The sequence below is a fragment of the Limnohabitans sp. TEGF002 genome, from assembly GCF_055395845.1.
Map to the genome: position 1 here is coordinate 3,124,097 of NZ_AP029224.1, position 16,440 is coordinate 3,140,536.

The window sequence follows — 16,440 nt, forward strand, 5'->3', positions numbered from 1 at the left end:
TTCAACCCTCCTCGCGGATCTGGCGTCCGGTTAACTTCAGGAACAGGTCTTCCAAATTGGAAGGGCGGTGCAAGGTGCGCAGCGCAGGCCAGCCCTCTAAAGCATGCATCAAGGCGCGGCTGTCTTGGGTGTAGAAGAACACGGTCTCGCCGCTGACCTCCACCCGGCCAGCCAGGGCTTTCAAGCTGGCCTCTTGCGCCAGCGCCACCGCGCCCTGGCCAAACACCTCCACCACTTCGGGCTCCAAGTGCTCGGCGATCAAATCGCGGGGTTTGCCTTCGGCGATCTTGCGCCCTTGGTCCAGTACCAAAAGGCGTGAACACAGGCGTTCGGCTTCGTCCATGAAATGGGTGGTGAGCAAGATGGACTTGCCTTCTTGCAGCAGCACCTGCAGCCGCTCCCACATGAGGTGGCGCGCCTGCGGGTCCAGACCCGTGGTGGGCTCGTCCAGCATGAGCAGTTGCGGGTGGTTGATGAGGGCGCGAGACAAACTCAAGCGCCGTTTCATGCCGCCCGACAACTCGCCGGGCTTGGCTTTGGCTTTGTGGCTGAGCGCGCCAAACTCCAGCAGTTGGGGAATGCGTTCGCGGATCACCGCGTCGGGCAAGCCAAAGTAGCGGCCAAAGACCAAGAGGTTTTCTTCGGCTGTGAAGTCCGGGTCGAGCGTGTCCATTTGCGCCACCACGCCCAAGCGGGCCTTGATGGCCAGCGCGTCACGCGGCATTTGCAAACCGTCGAAATATCGGATGGAACCCCCATCCGGTTGCGACAACCCGAGGCACATGCGCAGCGTGGTGGTTTTGCCCGCGCCGTTGGGGCCGATCACGCCCAGGCATTCGCCGGGCTCGATGTGGAAAGACAGGTCGTTGACCACCGTCGCATCGCCGTAGCGTTTGACCAGATGTTCGACCGAAAGCAGTGGGGAGTTCATGGCTGCATTTTGCCTGCGGTCAGCCCGATAAAATCAAGGCATTCTCTTGAACCGCTTTGGCGGCCTCCACATGTCCCCTTCCTTTTCTGACCGCTTGGCGGTTTTGCCGCAGTACCTGATCCCCAAACAAGCCCTGACCGCCTTTGCGGGTTGGGTGGCGGGCAGCCAGTGGGGCGGCGCGACCACCGGAATCATTGACTGGTTCGTCAAGCGCTACAACGTGAACATGAGCGAAGCGGCCAACCCGGACACGGGCAGCTACAAGAGCTTCAACGAGTTTTTCACCCGCCCGCTCAAAGCCAGCGCACGCCCTTTGGCCGCAGCCGCCTACGCGAGCCCGGTGGACGGGGCCATAAGCCAGTGTGGCCCGATTGCGGGTGACCAAGTCTTCCAAGCCAAGGGCCACAGCTACAGCACCCGGGCACTCGTGGGTGGCGACGCCGCTTTGGCGGCGCAATTTCAAGACGGCGAATTTGCCACGCTGTACCTGAGCCCGCGTGATTACCACCGCATCCACATGCCTTGCGCAGGTCGCCTGACGCGCATGATTTATGTGCCGGGCGATTTGTTCTCGGTCAACCCGACCACAGCACGCGGCGTGCCGGGCCTGTTTGCCCGCAACGAACGGGTGGTGTGCGTGTTTGAAGGTGCGCAAGGCCCCTTTGTGATGGTGTTGGTGGGCGCCACCATTGTGGGCAGCATGGCCACGGTGTGGCACGGCGTGGTCAACCCTCCACGGCCCGGCACGGTGCGTGAATGGACCTACGAGATGGGCAGCATCACCTTGGCGCAAGGCGAAGAGATGGGGCGCTTCTTGCTCGGCTCCACCGTGGTGATGCTGTTCCCCAAAGGGGTGATGCAGTTCAACTCAGACTGGACACCCGCTCGCCCTATCGTCATGGGCGAGACGATGGGATCGCTGAATTAATGGGGCTGTGACCCCGATCAAATCTCGATTTTGGAGCCCAGCTCGACCACCGCGTTGGTGGGCAAGTTCAAGAACGCAGCCGCACCACTGGCGTTGTGATGCATTTGCGCAAACAGTTTTTCGCGCCAAGTGGCCATGCCACCGCCAATGGTCGGGATCACGATGTCGCGTGACAGGAAATAGCTGGTCGTCATGGGATCCAGCTTGTAGCCTTCGTCCTCAATGGCGGCCAATGCGCTCGGCAAGTCGGGGTTGTCCTTGAAGCCATAGTTCACGATGACTTGCCAGCAGTCATGGCCAAGCGAGGTCACATCCAAGCGCTGACCGACGCCCACACGCGGCACCTCGTGGCTGCGCACAGTGACGAACAGGTTTCGCTCGTGCAATACCTTGTTGTGCTTGAGGTTGTGCAACAAAGCGTTGGGCACTGTACCGGTCTCGGCCGTCAGAAACACGGCCGTGCCTTCCACACGGGTGGGCGGCGAAATGAAGACGGCATCCAAGAAATCAGGCAAACGCAAAGCGTCTGAGCGCAAAGACTCGTTGAGCAAACGACGGCCATCGTGCCAGGTCAGCATCAGGGTGAACACCGCCGCGCCAATGAGCAGCGGGAACCAGCCACCGTCAAACAGCTTGAGCATGTTGGAGGCCCAAAACGCCAGATCGACCACAAAGAAAAAGCCCGTCGCGCCAATGCACAAGGCCAAAGGCAATTTCCATGCATAACGGATCACATAAAAGGTCAGCACAGTGGTGATCAGCATGTCGGTACACACAGCAATGCCATAGGCCGCAGCCAAGTTACTCGATGACTTGAACATGACCACCGCCAGCACAATGGCCACAAACAGGCCCCAGTTGACGAAGGGCATGTAAATTTGTCCCGTGTCGGTTTCGCTGGTGTGCTGCACTTCCAGTCGCGGAAGATAGCCCAACTGGATGACCTGCTTGGTCACGCTGAAAGCGCCAGAAATCAGCGCTTGAGAGGCGATCACCGTGGCCATGGTGGCCAGTCCCACCAAAGGCACCAAGGCCCAGTCCGGTGCCATCATATAAAACGGGTTTTTCACAGCTTCTGGATTGGACAGCAGCAAGGCCCCTTGTCCAAAATAGTTCAGCACCAAACAGGGCATGACCACGCTGAACCAAGCCAGGCGGATGGGTTTTTTGCCAAAGTGGCCCATGTCGGCATAGAGGGCTTCACCACCGGTCACGCACAGGACCACCGCGCCCAAAATGATGAAGGTGATGCCGGGCTCATTCCACATGAAGCCCAGCGCGTAATGCGGGCTAATCGCGAACAAGATCTCGGGGCGCTGCACGATGTGCGAGACACCCAAAACCGCGATGGCGAGAAACCAAACCAGTGTGATCGGACCAAAGAATTTGCCAATACCCGCAGTACCGCGCTTTTGCACCCAAAATAGCAAGAACAAGATGACCAAGGTGAGCGGGATCACCGCCTTTTTGAAGGTTGGCGAGATGATCTCCAGACCTTCAACGGCGGACAGCACAGAAATGGCGGGTGTGATGACGCCGTCACCATAAAACAGACAAGTACCAAAAATACCGATGATCAGCAAAACCTTGCGGGTTCTCGGGCGGTCCTTCACCGATTGCGAAGCGAGCGCCAACATGGCCACCAGTCCACCTTCGCCGTGGTTGTCGGCGCGAAGCACCAAGACCACGTACTTGACCGACACGATGGTGGTCAGGGTCCAAAAGAAAATCGAGAGAATGCCGTAGACGTTTTCTGGCGTGAAAGGTACATGGCCGGAACCAAACACCTCTTTCATCGCGTACAGCACGCTGGTGCCGATGTCGCCGTAAACCACGCCAATGGCGCCCAGTGTCAGGGCGGCGAGAGAGGATTTTGTTGATGACACAAAAAATGGCCTGACCAGGGTCAGGCGCTTAGTCTTGAAGTTCGCTATTTTGCGCTCAATGGCGGCTCTGTGTCACCGCTCACCCGAAGATTTTGTTGCGGTGCAGCAACTTCAGTCGTAAACCTCGGCCTCGGGATCGGTGGCTTCCAGCTCATAGCTGGCGGCCAGCATGGCCAAGCGGCCAATCACGCCGTACATATAAAAGCGGTTGGGCACGCTGGCACCGGGTTTGACGCCCGGCTGGGGCAGGTGCGGGGTATCGGCAAAAGCCAAGGGGACAAAGCTGGCACCGGGGGCGTTGAGGTTTTCGTCCACACCGCGCTCGGCGTGCACACGGTAAAAACCGCCCACCACATAGCGGTCCATCATGTAGACCACCGGCTCGGCCACGGCGTCATTGATCCGCTCGTTGGTCAGCACGCCTTCCTGGATGATCACGTCGTTGACCGTCTGGCCGTCCTTGATGACGTTCATCTTGTTGCGGGTCTTGCGGTTCAGCGCGTCCAAGTCGGACACATCGCGCACGGTCATGATGCCCATGCCATAGGTGCCGTTGTCGGCTTTGACGACCACGAACGGCTTTTCGTTGATGCCGTATTCCTTGTATTTGCGCTTGATCTTGGTCAGCAGCGCATCCACATTGCTGCGCAGGCACTCCATGCCCGTGCCTTCGGCAAAGTTCACGTCACCGCATTGGCTGAACATCGGGTTGATCAACCAAGGGTCAATGCCCAGCAGCTTGCCAAAACGCTTGGCCACTTCTTCGTAGCTCTGGAAATGCTTGGTCTTGCGGCGCACGCTCCAGCCTGCATGCAGGGGTGGCAGCAAGAATTGCTCGTGCAGCTCTTCCAAAATGCCCGGGGCACCCGCCGACAGGTCGTTGTTGAGCAAGATGGTGCAGGGGTCGAAATCTTTGAGGCCCAAGCGGTGCTGGGTGCGCACCACAGGTTCAAGCGTCACGCTTTCGCCGTTGGGCAGCTCAATGACCGTGGTCTCCTTGATTTCTGGGTTGATCGAGCCCAAGCGCACATTCAGGCCAGCCATGTGAAAGATGCGCTGCAACTGCGCCACATTGGTCAGGTAAAAGGTGTTGCGGGTGTGGTTTTCGGGAATGATCAGCAGGTTTTTGGCCTCGGGGCAGATCTTCTCGATGGCAGCTTGCGCAGCCTGCACGGCCAAGGGCAGCATCTCGGGCGTCAGGTTGTTCCAGCCGCCGGGGTAGAGGTTGGTGTCCACCGGCGCCAGCTTGAAGCCTGCGTTGCGGATGTCGACCGAGGTGTAGAACGGGGGCGTGTGCTCCATCCATTCCAGACGGAACCAACGCTCAATGGCGGGCATCGAGTCAAGGATGCGCTGTTCCAGCTCATTGATGGGGCCGGTCAGGGCAGTGATGAGGTGGGGAACCATGGGCATCCTTTATCGGGGAAAAAGCGGGTCAAAACAGAAAAATCATATGGGGTCGGGCAGTGCCATTGCAAGCGCCTACCGGACACAGCGCCAGCAGCTTGTGCGCCGGAGCACTGAAAGCGCGGCCATCAGCCACGCACCTCGCCCTCACCCAGCACCACATACTTGAGCGAGGTCAGGCCCTCGATGCCCACAGGGCCCCGGGCGTGGAATTTGTCGGTGCTGATGCCGATTTCGGCACCCAGTCCGTACTCGAAACCGTCGGCAAAGCGGGTGCTGGCGTTGACCATGACGCTGGCCGAGTCCACTTCGCGCAAAAAACGCTGGGCGTGCATGTGGTCGCGCGTCAGGATGGCGTCGGTATGGTGGCTGCTGTAGTGGTTGATGTGCGCAATCGCTTCATCCACCCCTTCAACCACCTTGATGCTGATGATGGGAGCGAGGTATTCCTCAAACCAATCTTGTTCGGTCGCATCCTTGATTGTGGCTTGGGGAACCTGGCTCAAAATGGCTTTGGCCTTGGGGCAGCAACGCATTTCAACGCCTTTGGTTGCGTAAATCGCGCCGATTTTGGGCAAGAACTCTGCCGCCACACCGCGCGCCACCAACAGGCTTTCGCTGGCGTTGCAGGGACTGTATTTTTGAGTTTTGGCGTTGTCGGCCACCTTCACAGCCATGTCCATGTCGCAGGGGTCGTCCACATAGGTGTGGCAATTGCCGTCCAGGTGCTTGATGACAGGCACCTTGGCTTCGGCACTGATGCGCTCGATCAGGCCCTTGCCGCCACGCGGAATGATGACGTCCACAAACTGCGGCATGGTGATGAGTTGGCCCACGGCGGCGCGGTCGGTGGTTTGCACCAGTTGCACGGCATCGCCCGGCAGGCCGCTGTCGGCCAGCGCTTGCTGCACCAGTTGGGCCAGTGCTTTGTTCGACTCGATGGCTTCGGAGCCGCCGCGCAAGATGCAGGCGTTGCCGCTCTTGATAGAAAGGCTGGCCGCTTCGATGGTCACGTTGGGGCGGCTTTCGAAAATCATGCCAAACACACCAATCGGCACGCGCATCTGGCCGACGCGGATGCCGCTGGGCACCTGCTTCATGCCGATGATTTCACCAATCACATCGGGCATGGCGGCCAGCTGCTCGCACCCTTGGGCGCAGGTTTCCAGTACTTTGGGCGTGAGTTTCAGGCGGTCCACCATGGGCTCGGCCAGCCCGGCAGCGCGTGCGCGCTCCAAATCCTTGGCGTTGTCGGCTTGCAGGGCCTCGGTGTTCTCGCGCAGCAAAGCGGCCAGATGGCGCAAGGCTTTGTTTTTGGTGGCAGCCGAGGCCTTGGCCATGAGGGCAGAGGCCTGCTTGGCCTGCTGGCCCAAGGCCTGGACGTGTTCGGCGGTGTTCAGATCAGTCATTCAGGCATTTTCGCAGATGCAGACAAGGTTCTTGGCGAGGTGACTTCTTTGTGAGAGGCTGCCCCCACGGCCGAATGTGGGCCGTCGCCCTGGCGGACACTCACAAGGAGGGGCTCGATCCCACCGAGGAACGTCAGCGGACGTTGCAAAAACGCGAAAACCTGACGGCGAGACGTTGCAGCGCCTGCCAGGGGTCGGTCGGCCAGTCGGACACTTTCAGGCCTTTGACAATGCCATCCACCTGGTGCGCCGCTTGCAGCAAACCGTTCAATCGGGCTTCGGTCATTCGGGGCAACACCCGTTCAAACAAGCGCTCGCGAGGGCCCCACACCCGTTGCTCCCTCAAGGCCAAAGGCATGGGCTTGCCTGCGGCGATGGCGTCTTTCACGCGTTTGAGGGCGCGAATGTCTTCGGCCAGCGTGTAGTGCACCAGCACAGCGGCTTCACCCTCGGCCTGCAGGCCGTCCAGCATGCGCTGCACGCGGGCCACCTGGCCCGACAACACCGACTCCGAAAGCTTGAAGACGTCGTAGCGGGCCACATTGACCACAGCCGACTCAACTTGTTCTTGGCTGAGCTCGCCTGCCGGGTGCAGCAAACCGAGCTTCTGGATTTCTTGGTGCGCGGCCAACAGGTTGCCTTCCACGCGGTCGGCAAAAAACTGCAAGGTGCGTTGGCCTTCTTCGCCGGCCACCACGCGTTGGCCTTGCAGCTGCAAGCGCTGGGCAATCCACTGGGGCAGCGCATTGCGGTCGACTGGATCGACCTGGATCGACACGCCCGAGTTTTCCAAAGCGGCAAACCAAGCCCCTTTGCGGGTGGCGGCATCCAGGCGCGGCAACAAAAACAGGGTCAAGGTCGTGTCGTTGCCTTGGGCTGAAGCGGCCAGTTGCTGAATGGCGGTGCTGCCCTCTTTGCCGGGCTTGCCTGAAGGCACGCGCACTTCCACGATTTGTTTGTCGGCAAACAAGCTGAGCGAACCGCCAGCGGCCAGCACTTCGCTCCAGTCAAAGTGCGCACCCGATACGGTGTGCACGCTGCGCTCGGTGTAGCCTTGGGCACGCGCGGTCGCGCGGATCGCATCGGCTGCCTCCTGAATCAGCAAGGCCTCATCGCCATGCAATACATACAGGCTGCGCAAGCCTTTTTGCAGGTGCGCAGACAACTGAGGAAGGGCCAACTGCATGGGTGCGCTCAGTCCCGGGGCATCAGGGGCGGGATGCCGGACCCGAGGAGGCCTCGGACGCAGGCGCTGCAGCGGGCACTGCCGCCCCCATAGGCTTGGCCAAGCTGCGCGGTTTGACCGCTGAAAGACGGCGCATGATCTGCTGCACGATGTCGGTCTGCATGTCGCGGTACAGGATGCCCATCTCGATTTCTTTGGACAGCGCTGCCGTTTCGGTGAAGCTCAAATCCCGCTGCAAAGCCAATGAAACGGGCTCGATCAGCTCCACGCCTTGCGGCGTGCGCAGACGAAATTGCACTTGCAAACGCAATTGCAGTTCACGGATCTGTCCCGTTGCACTCACCCCCACAGGCAATTGCTGGCGTGTCTCGCTCAGGATGTCGAGGATCGCATCGGCCTGGAGCATTTGTTTGGGCTCGGTCAAAAGGTCAATGCGCCCCGTGCCGAGGAGGTTGCGCCGCAACTCCACACCAAAGGGTGAGGTGGTTGAGAAATTCGCATACAAGGTCTTGAACGCGAAATCGTTGGTTTGGCGCAGCTGAAACCCGCAGCCCGAAAGCCAAAGGGGCATGACGCCCAAACTCGCAGCAGTCAAAAAGAATCGGCGTGAGGGTTTCATGGGTTGTGCGCTCTCAAATCACCACGTTGACCAAACGGCCCGGCACGACGATGACCTTCTTGGGCGCAGCGCCAGCGGCCTGCTTGACAAAGGCCTCGTTGGCCAAGGCAGCAGCCTCGATCTGCGCTTTGTCGGCCGACGCGGGCACCAAGACGGACCCGCGCAGCTTGCCGTTGATCTGCAGCATCAGCTCAATCTGGTCGCGCTCCAAAGCCGACTCGTCCACCGTGGGCCAAGGGGCATCCAGCAACTCGCCCACAGCCTTGGCGAAGCCCAGCTGCTGCCAAACTTCGTCGGTGATGTGCGGGCAGGCGGGGTAGAGCATGCGCATCAAGAGCGAAACGCCTTCGCACAGAGCGGCGATGTCACCCGCGCTGCCATCGGGCTTGAAGTCTTCCAGCGCGTTGAGCAGCTTCATGCAGCCGGACACCACGGTGTTGTACTGCATGCGCTCGTAGTCGTAACCGACTTGCTTGAGCACCAGGTGCATTTCGCGGCGCAAGGCTTTGGCCGAATCACCCAAGGCGGCTTGGCTCAGGTCTTGGCTTGTGGCCGACCGCAGTAATTCGTTGTGCTTGAAAGCGAAGTTCCACACGCGGCGCAAAAAGCGGTAACTGCCTTCCACGGCCGAGTCGTTCCACTCCAGCGTGACTTCGGGCGGCGCGGTAAACATGGTGTACAGGCGCGCCGTGTCTGCGCCGTAGCGCTCAATCAGGTCCTGTGGGTCCACGCCGTTGTTCTTGGACTTGGACATGGTGCCCACGCCCTCGTAGTCTATTGGCGTGCCCACAGGCAAACGGCCATCGCCGCTGTCGGCTTCGTTCTTGAGCTTGGCGCCGATCACCTTGCCGGTCTCGTCGAGCACATGCTCCACGTCGTGCGGCCAGAAGTAGTCCTTGCCGCCTTTGGCGGTGCGACGCGAATAGATGTGGTTCAGCACCATGCCCTGCGTGAGCAACTTGCTGAAAGGCTCGTCGACCTTGACCAGACCCAAGTCGCGCATGACCTTGGTCCAAAAGCGCGCATACAGCAGGTGCAAGATGGCGTGTTCGATGCCACCGATGTATTGGTCCATGCCGCTGCCGCCAGTGGCGTTGTTCTGGTCCCGCATCCAATAGTCCGCACCCTCTGCCACCATCTTCTCGGTGTTGGTCGGGTCGCAATAGCGCATGAAGTACCAGGACGAGTCCACAAAGGTGTCCATGGTGTCGGTCTCACGGCGTGCGGGCTTGCCGCATACGGGGCATGTCACACCCGCGTGGAAACCTTCGTGTTTGTGCAGCGGGTTGCCTGAGCCATCAGGGATGCAATCTTGCGGCAGCACAACGGGCAGGTCTTTTTCGGAGACGGGCACCGCGCCGTGCTCGTCGCAATGGATGATCGGGATCGGCGTGCCCCAGTAGCGCTGACGGCTCACGCCCCAGTCGCGCAGACGCCAAGTGGTTTTCTTTTCGCCCAAGTCTTTGGCGGCCAACAACTCGGCCACTTTGGAGACCGCGGCTTTCTGGCTCAGGCCATCGAGTTCGCCGGAGTTGATGCACACGCCGTCTTTGGTCGCATACCACTCTGCCCAAGTCGTTGCGTCAAAAGAGGCCTTGGCGTTGCCTGCGTTGGGCGACGATGTTGAGCTTGCGTCTGAGGCGCCCGACGCAGGCGACGACAAGGCCGCACCACGCTGAGCGACGACTTGCTTGATCGGCAAGGCGTACTTCAAAGCAAATGCGAAGTCACGCTCGTCGTGCGCGGGCACGCCCATGACAGCACCGTCGCCGTAGCTCATCAACACGTAGTTTCCGACCCAGACCTCGACTTGCGCGCCGGTCAAGGGATGCGTCACAAACAGGCCTGTGGCCATGCCCTTTTTCTCTTGGGTGGCCATTTCGGCCTCGGTCGTGCCGCCGCTCTTGCACTCTTCCAAAAACGCCGCCAAAGCGGGGTTGCTGGCCGCAGCGTGCAGCGCCAGTGGGTGTTCCGCAGCCACGGCGCAAAACGTCACGCCCATGATGGTGTCGGCGCGGGTGGTGAAGACGTACATCTTGCCGTCACCAATCAAAGCGCCGTCAGCGCCTTTGATGTCGTGCGGGAAGGCAAAGCGCACGCCTTCACTCTTGCCGATCCAGTTTTCCTGCATCAGGCGCACTTTGTCAGGCCAGCCGTTCAGCGTGGCCTTGTCGTTGCCAATCTGCACATGGTCCAGCAGCTCTTGGGCATATTGGGTGATGTTCAGGTAATAGCCCGGAATCTCGCGCTTTTCGACCGGTGCGCCGGTGCGCCAGCCTTTGCCGTCAATCACCTGTTCGTTGGCCAGCACGGTCTGGTCCACCGGGTCCCAGTTCACGACCTGGGTCTTGCGGTAAGCGATGCCTTTTTCCAGCATCTTCAAGAACAGCCACTGGTTCCATTTGTAGTAAGTCGGGTCGCAGGTGGCGACTTCGCGTGACCAGTCGATGGCCAGGCCCATGGCCTGCATCTGCTTTTTCATGTACGCGATGTTCTCGTACGTCCATTTGGCCGGGGGTACACCATTCTTCAAGGCGGCATTCTCGGCAGGCAGACCAAACGCGTCCCAGCCCATGGGCATCAAGACATTGAAGCCTTTCATGCGCAGGCTGCGTGTGAGCATGTCGTTGATGGTGTAGTTGCGCACATGGCCCATGTGCAGCTTGCCGCTGGGGTAAGGCAGCATGGAGCAGGCGTAAAACTTCTTTTTGCTGGCGTCTTCGGTGACGCGGTAGGCATCGCGAGCCGTCCAGCGGGACTGTGCTGCGGGTTCGACTTCGAGGTGGTTGTACTTGTCTTGCATAGACTGCAATTGTAGGCTGGTGCGCGTGTTGTTCTGGGTGAATTGACCGGCGTTGGTGACCCGCAGGACGGGTGACCCGGGCGCCTCAGACGCAAGCTCAACATCGTTGCCCGGGTCACCCGCCCTGCGGGCATCGGGACTCGGGGTTCGCGGGCTTTACCCTTTCAGCGCTTGGGAGGGGAAGGGGTCTGGGCAACAAAGCCGATGCGCGACAGCCCGGCTTTTTGGGCCAGCCCCATGGTTTCAACGATGCGACCATAGGGGACGGACTCGTCTGCACGCAATTCCAACTCGGTATTGGGGTTGCGTTTGGCGGCTTCGGCCAAGCGCAGTCGCAGGGTTTCGGGGGTGATGGGCTTGTCGTTCAGGTACACAGTGCCTTGGGCGGCCACCACCAAAGACAGCGCTTGAGGCGATGCTCCTGCCTCGCCGCCCTCGGACTGGGGCAGGTCCAGACGGATGGCGCTGGTCATCAACGGGGCGGTGAGGATGAAAATGACCAACAAAACCAGCATCACGTCCACCATGGGGGTGACGTTGATCTCGCTCATGGGGGCGTCCGGCTTGCGGGTTTCCAGGCGACCAAAGGCCATGGCTCAGTCCTGCGGGTCGGCCAGCAAGCCGCGCAAATCGTGGGCAAAGCCCTCGAGTTCGGCTTCGATCTGGTTCACTTTTCGGCCAAGCAGGTTGTAGCCCAGCACGGCAGGAATGGCTACGGCCAGCCCGGCAGCGGTCATGATCAGGGCCTCGCCCACAGGGCCAGCCACCTTGTCGATGGTCAGCTGCCCGGCTTCGGCCATGCCCGTCAGGGCATTGAAGATGCCCCAGACGGTGCCCAAAAGACCGACGAATGGCGAAATGGAGCCTGCCGTAGCCAACCAGACCTGGCCCCATTGCAAACGGCGCACCACGCCCTGCAGCGCGTCGCGCAGGGCGCGGGTCAGTTGTTGGCGGCGGTCACCGGCAGAGGCCAGAGTGCCGCCGACCGGGAGCAAAGTGGCTTCCAGCATGGGGGTGATGCAGGTATCGCGGTCAAACTGGGCCACGCGCTGCTGCGCTTGATCCAGGCCCGGAGACTGCCAAAACGCGGCCACGCTGCGGCGCACATCCAGGCCCACCCGCGAGAGCAAACGCCATTTCCAGACCATCACCACCCAACTGCCCACCGACAGCGCCAGCAAAACCAGCGCAAGCACCCGGCTGACCAGGTCGCTGTGCAACAAAAAGTCGTTGAGGGTCATGGTGAAAAAGGACGTGGTGTCAGCGCAGGCTCAACACGTCAAACATGTCAAACAGCCCGCGCTGCTGGGTGGCCAAATAACGCACGGCACGCAGGCTGCCTTGGGCGTAAGTGGATCGGCTGGAAGATTTGTGCGTGACTTCGATGCGCTCGCCAATGCCCGCAAACAACACCGTGTGGTCCCCCACGATGTCGCCACCGCGAATCGTCGAAAAACCGATGGTGGACGGATCGCGCTCGCCCGTATGGCCATAGCGCTCGTACACGGCGCAGTCTTTGAGGTCGCGGCCAATGGCCTCGGCAATCACCTCGCCCATTTTGAGTGCGGTGCCCGAGGGCGCGTCCACTTTGTGACGGTGGTGGGCTTCGATGATTTCGATGTCGTAGCCCGTGGACATGGCTTGCGCGGCCATTTGCAACAACTTGAGCGTGACGTTGACGCCCACGCTCATGTTGGGGGCCATCACGATGGCGATGTCTTTGGCAATTTCAGCGATCTCCGCTTTTTGCGCGTCGGTAAAACCGGTGGTGCCGATCACCGCCTTGACCCCCAGTTCACGGCACACCTTCAGGTGGGCCAAGGTGCCCTCGGGGCGGGTGAAATCGATGAGGCAGGATGCGTTTTTCAGCCCGGCATGCAGGTCAGCCGTGACCAGCACACCCGTGGACTGCCCCATGGGCGCAGCAGCGTCCTGGCCCAGCGCGGGGCTGGCCGGGATGTCGAGCGCTCCCGCCAGGCGGCAATCGCTGGAGGCCAGAATGGCTTCGATGAGCATGTGCCCCATGCGGCCAGAGGCCCCTGCAACGGTGATGGGCAAGTCGTTCAATTGAGTCATGTCGTTTAAGCAATGATGGGCGAGCAGGCCATAAGGCACCCGGCCCGAACAAGGCACCCCTTTAGCGGGGTGCCGGCTCCAAGGGAGGGTAGGTCGCAGGCAGTGGCGCAGTGCGCTGCGCATCGCCCGTCGCCTTGGGTGCAGGGAACTTTTTCAGATCTTCCTCGCTGGCCTGCAAACTTGGCACGCTGGTGACTTTGCGCTGGACCACGAGGCGTTCCACAAACTCGGACTCACTGGGCAAGTCGCCAGCTTCAACCGAGGACACCATATCGTTTTTGAAATAAACGGTGAGCTGAAAGGTCTGAGGCGGGACACCTTGGCGGCGGATGCTGAAGGCGTAATCCCAACGGTCTGCATGGAACAGGCTCGTCACCAAGGGCGTACCCAAAATATCACGGACCTGCGCTCGGGGCATGCCCGTGCTGATCGCCTGGCGCTGCTCTTTGGAGACGAAGTTACCTTGCACCACCTCGGGCACGTAAGGCTTGAGGGTGTCGCTGGTGAAGCTGGACATGTTGGCACAACCCGCCAAACTGGCGCACATGAAGAGCATGGTCAGGCGTGTGCCTGTCAAGGGGAAATTCAGGGATGCTGTCATGGTTGTGGACTGGCCGATATGATCAGGTCATTGTAGCGGCAGCACGGTGCACCACTGCTTTTTCTACCCAGACACCCTTCACATGACCCAAATCGACGAACTGAAAAACAATGGTCTGAAGGCCACGCTGCCCCGCCTGAAGATCTTGGAGGTTTTTCAGCGCGGGCAGCAGCGGCACATGACGGCCGAAGACGTGTTTCGCCTCCTGCTGAGCGAAAACACCGACATCGGTCTGGCCACTGTGTACAGGGTACTGATGCAGTTCGAGCAGGCAGGCATTCTCAGTCGCAACCACTTTGAAAGTGGCAAAGCTGTTTACGAACTCAACGAAGGCCAGCACCACGACCACATGGTTTGTCTGGACTGCGGTCGGGTGGAAGAGTTTTATGACCCGGAGATCGAGTCCAGGCAACAAGCGGTGGCCGAAGCCAAAGGTTTTGTGATCGCCGACCACGCGCTGAGCCTCTACGCCCATTGCACCCAAAAACCTTGCCCCTACCGCCCAAGTTGAGCGGGCCGAGCGTCTTTAATCCATCGCCCGGCGCTGGCGCTCGATGAATTCCTGGTAAGTGTCAATGCCACGCATCTGCAAAATGGTGTTGCGCACGGCGGCCTCGACCAAGACCGCGATGTTGCGGCCCGCTACCACCTGAATCACCACTTTGCGCACCGGAATGCCCAACACGTCCTGAACCAACGGCTCCGCAGGCAGGCGTTCATAGTCGCGCTCCAGAGTTTCGCGGCGCACCAAGTGCACGATGAGCTTCAGTCTCATCTTGCGGCGCACTGCCGTCTCGCCAAAAATGGCGCGAATGTCCAAAAGACCAATGCCACGCACTTCCAAAAGGTTTTGCAGCAGGTCAGGGCAGCGCGCCTCGATGGCGGTCTGGTTGATGCGATACAGGTCTACGGCGTCATCGGCCACCAGGCCGTTTCCGCGTGAAATGAGCTCCAAACCCAGCTCACTCTTACCCAGCCCTGATTCGCCCGTGATGAGCACGCCCATGCCCAAAATGTCCATGAACACACCGTGCATGGTGGTACGGTCGGCAAAGTGCTTGGACAGGTAAGCGCGCAGCACATCAATGACAAAGGCCGACGATTGCTCGGTCGAGAACATCGGAATCTGCGCCCGCTCGCACATGGACAACAAGGCGTCAGGCGCTGTCTGACCATCGGCCAGCACGAGCACTGGCGGCTCCAGTGTGACGATACGGGCAATTCGACGGGCGCAGTCCTCGGACGTGGAATTGGTGAGGTAAGCGACCTCGCGGGGCCCCAGAATCTGAACGCGGTAGGGATGGATGTAGTTCAGGTAACCGACCAGGTCGGCGCCCGAACGGGCTTCGCGGACAGCGACTTCATCGAAGCGGCGCTCGGAAGCACCCAATCCCGCCACCCACTGCCATTTGAGCTTGCTGCGGTGGTCTTCGAACAGAACGTCGGCGCTGATGACGGAAGGTTTCATCGCAACAACAGCGCCCTGTATCGGTTCAAGCGGTTTGGGCCGACTGCCACTGGGCAATCAATTGGTGCAGGTTGTTCTGAACCGTGCTGCTTTTGATGTTTTCGCGCAGTGTGGTGTCACTGAGCAACTCGGCGATCTCGGACAGGATCTCCAAGTGCTTTTGGGTTGCGGCTTCCGGTACCAGTAAAAAAATGAGCAGGTTGACCGGTTGTTCATCGGGCGCATCGAAGCCAATGGGCTGGGCCAGCTGGAACACGGCGGCCATGGGCGACTTCAGCCCTTTGATGCGGCCATGGGGGATGGCGACACCATGCCCCAAACCCGTAGAGCCGAGCCGCTCACGGGCGAAGAGGCTGTCAGTCACCAAGGCACGGGACAGCCCGTGCAGGTTCTCAAAGAGAAGTCCGGCTTCTTCGAATGCGCGTTTCTTGCTGGTGGCTTCCACCCCGACAAGAACTTGGGCAACAGGCAATATGGATGAGAGGCGATTCATGGTCGAGGCCGGATTATGCACCTTGCGCGGGGAGGGCCATCATTGCGCATGCAAACCGGGGCTGGGAGGCGGTCATTGTGCCCCTAAAAAGGCGCTGGAGCCCTATGAAAAAAGGGCCACACGCTTGTGGCCCTTTTGCGAACAGAAGATGCACGCCATTACATCATGCGCTTGGGAGCGCTGTGGTGGTGATCGGTGATGCGGTCTTTGTGCTTGACGACCTGGCGGTCCAGCTTGTCCACCAGATCATCCACAGCGGCATACAAATCTTGATGCGCGCTTTCGGCAAACAAGTCGCTGCCTTTGACGTGGATATTGCATTCGGCGCGTTGGCGCTTTTCTTTTTCTTTTTGCTTTTCAACGGTCAAAAGCACTTTGACATCAACCACTTGGTCAAAGTGCCGGGTGATCCGGTCAAGCTTCCCCGTGACGTACTGACGCAATGCCGGGGTCACTTCCAGATGGTGCCCGCTGATGGTTAAATTCATAGTCGTCGCCTCCATGATTCAGGGTATAAAAAGCCTCGCCGAAGCTGGGCTCGGAAACCACCTTGAGGGGTAGTTCAACCCCACTATGCGCGCCCCGAAATTGAAAAGCAAGGCGGCGGCAACTAAACCTGTAACGTCCGATGCT

General features: G+C 60.1%; 16 protein-coding genes. 2 read left to right on the forward strand and 14 right to left on the reverse strand.

The window, feature by feature from the left end:
* Position 1: 1 nt before the first annotated feature.
* Positions 2-931, reverse strand: a complete 930-nt coding sequence (locus ACZ5SR_RS15640; RefSeq protein ID WP_464449527.1) for an ATP-binding cassette domain-containing protein — start codon at positions 929-931, stop codon at positions 2-4.
* Between the two features lie 70 nt (positions 932-1,001).
* On the opposite strand from ACZ5SR_RS15640, the gene asd reads away from it, so the two are divergent.
* Positions 1,002-1,859, forward strand: coding sequence for an archaetidylserine decarboxylase (gene asd, locus ACZ5SR_RS15645; RefSeq protein WP_464449528.1), 858 nt, complete (start codon positions 1,002-1,004; stop codon positions 1,857-1,859).
* Between the two features lie 17 nt (positions 1,860-1,876).
* Here the strand turns inward: asd and ACZ5SR_RS15650 are convergent, their stop codons facing one another.
* From ACZ5SR_RS15650 to ACZ5SR_RS15695, 10 genes are all read right to left on the reverse strand, one after another.
* Entirely contained in the window at positions 1,877-3,745 is a 1,869-nt protein-coding gene (locus tag ACZ5SR_RS15650; RefSeq protein ID WP_464449529.1) for a potassium transporter Kup, read from the reverse strand.
* Between the two features lie 111 nt (positions 3,746-3,856).
* The gene (gene gshA, locus ACZ5SR_RS15655; RefSeq protein WP_464449530.1) at positions 3,857-5,152 is read right to left on the reverse strand and encodes a glutamate--cysteine ligase; all 1,296 of its coding nucleotides are present in this window, start codon (positions 5,150-5,152) and stop codon (positions 3,857-3,859) included.
* Between the two features lie 128 nt (positions 5,153-5,280).
* Entirely contained in the window at positions 5,281-6,561 is a 1,281-nt protein-coding gene (locus ACZ5SR_RS15660) for a glutamate-5-semialdehyde dehydrogenase (protein ID WP_464449531.1), read from the reverse strand.
* Between the two features lie 133 nt (positions 6,562-6,694).
* Positions 6,695-7,747, reverse strand: coding sequence for a DNA polymerase III subunit delta (holA, locus tag ACZ5SR_RS15665; RefSeq protein WP_464449532.1), 1,053 nt, complete (start codon positions 7,745-7,747; stop codon positions 6,695-6,697).
* Positions 7,748-7,769: 22 nt separating this feature from the next.
* Positions 7,770-8,366, reverse strand: coding sequence for an LPS-assembly lipoprotein LptE (locus ACZ5SR_RS15670; RefSeq protein ID WP_464449533.1), 597 nt, complete (start codon positions 8,364-8,366; stop codon positions 7,770-7,772).
* 13 nt (positions 8,367-8,379) lie between these two features.
* On the reverse strand, positions 8,380-11,169 hold the full coding sequence (gene leuS, locus ACZ5SR_RS15675) for a leucine--tRNA ligase (protein WP_464449534.1): 2,790 nt from the start codon (positions 11,167-11,169) through the stop codon (positions 8,380-8,382).
* A gap of 164 nt (positions 11,170-11,333) precedes the next feature.
* On the reverse strand, positions 11,334-11,762 hold the full coding sequence (locus tag ACZ5SR_RS15680) for an ExbD/TolR family protein (protein ID WP_464449535.1): 429 nt from the start codon (positions 11,760-11,762) through the stop codon (positions 11,334-11,336).
* A 3-nt stretch (positions 11,763-11,765) separates the two neighbouring features.
* A complete protein-coding gene (locus tag ACZ5SR_RS15685; protein WP_464449536.1) occupies positions 11,766-12,410 on the reverse strand; it encodes a MotA/TolQ/ExbB proton channel family protein in 645 nt (214 codons plus the stop codon).
* Between the two features lie 19 nt (positions 12,411-12,429).
* Positions 12,430-13,245, reverse strand: a complete 816-nt coding sequence (dapB, locus tag ACZ5SR_RS15690) for a 4-hydroxy-tetrahydrodipicolinate reductase (protein ID WP_464449537.1) — start codon at positions 13,243-13,245, stop codon at positions 12,430-12,432.
* Between the two features lie 61 nt (positions 13,246-13,306).
* Positions 13,307-13,846, reverse strand: a complete 540-nt coding sequence (locus ACZ5SR_RS15695) for an outer membrane protein assembly factor BamE (protein ID WP_464449538.1) — start codon at positions 13,844-13,846, stop codon at positions 13,307-13,309.
* A gap of 82 nt (positions 13,847-13,928) precedes the next feature.
* Between ACZ5SR_RS15695 and fur the strand changes: the two genes are divergently transcribed.
* The gene (gene fur, locus ACZ5SR_RS15700; RefSeq protein ID WP_464449539.1) at positions 13,929-14,357 is read left to right on the forward strand and encodes a ferric iron uptake transcriptional regulator; all 429 of its coding nucleotides are present in this window, start codon (positions 13,929-13,931) and stop codon (positions 14,355-14,357) included.
* A 15-nt stretch (positions 14,358-14,372) separates the two neighbouring features.
* Here the strand turns inward: fur and hprK are convergent, their stop codons facing one another.
* From hprK to hpf, 3 genes are all read right to left on the reverse strand, one after another.
* Positions 14,373-15,314, reverse strand: coding sequence for an HPr(Ser) kinase/phosphatase (gene hprK, locus ACZ5SR_RS15705; protein WP_464449540.1), 942 nt, complete (start codon positions 15,312-15,314; stop codon positions 14,373-14,375).
* A gap of 25 nt (positions 15,315-15,339) precedes the next feature.
* Positions 15,340-15,807 (reverse strand): PTS sugar transporter subunit IIA, encoded by a 468-nt coding sequence (locus ACZ5SR_RS15710; RefSeq protein ID WP_464449541.1) that lies wholly within the window; start codon positions 15,805-15,807, stop codon positions 15,340-15,342.
* A gap of 158 nt (positions 15,808-15,965) precedes the next feature.
* Positions 15,966-16,295 (reverse strand): ribosome hibernation-promoting factor, HPF/YfiA family, encoded by a 330-nt coding sequence (gene hpf, locus ACZ5SR_RS15715; RefSeq protein ID WP_464449542.1) that lies wholly within the window; start codon positions 16,293-16,295, stop codon positions 15,966-15,968.
* Between the last annotated feature and the right edge of the window lie 145 nt (positions 16,296-16,440).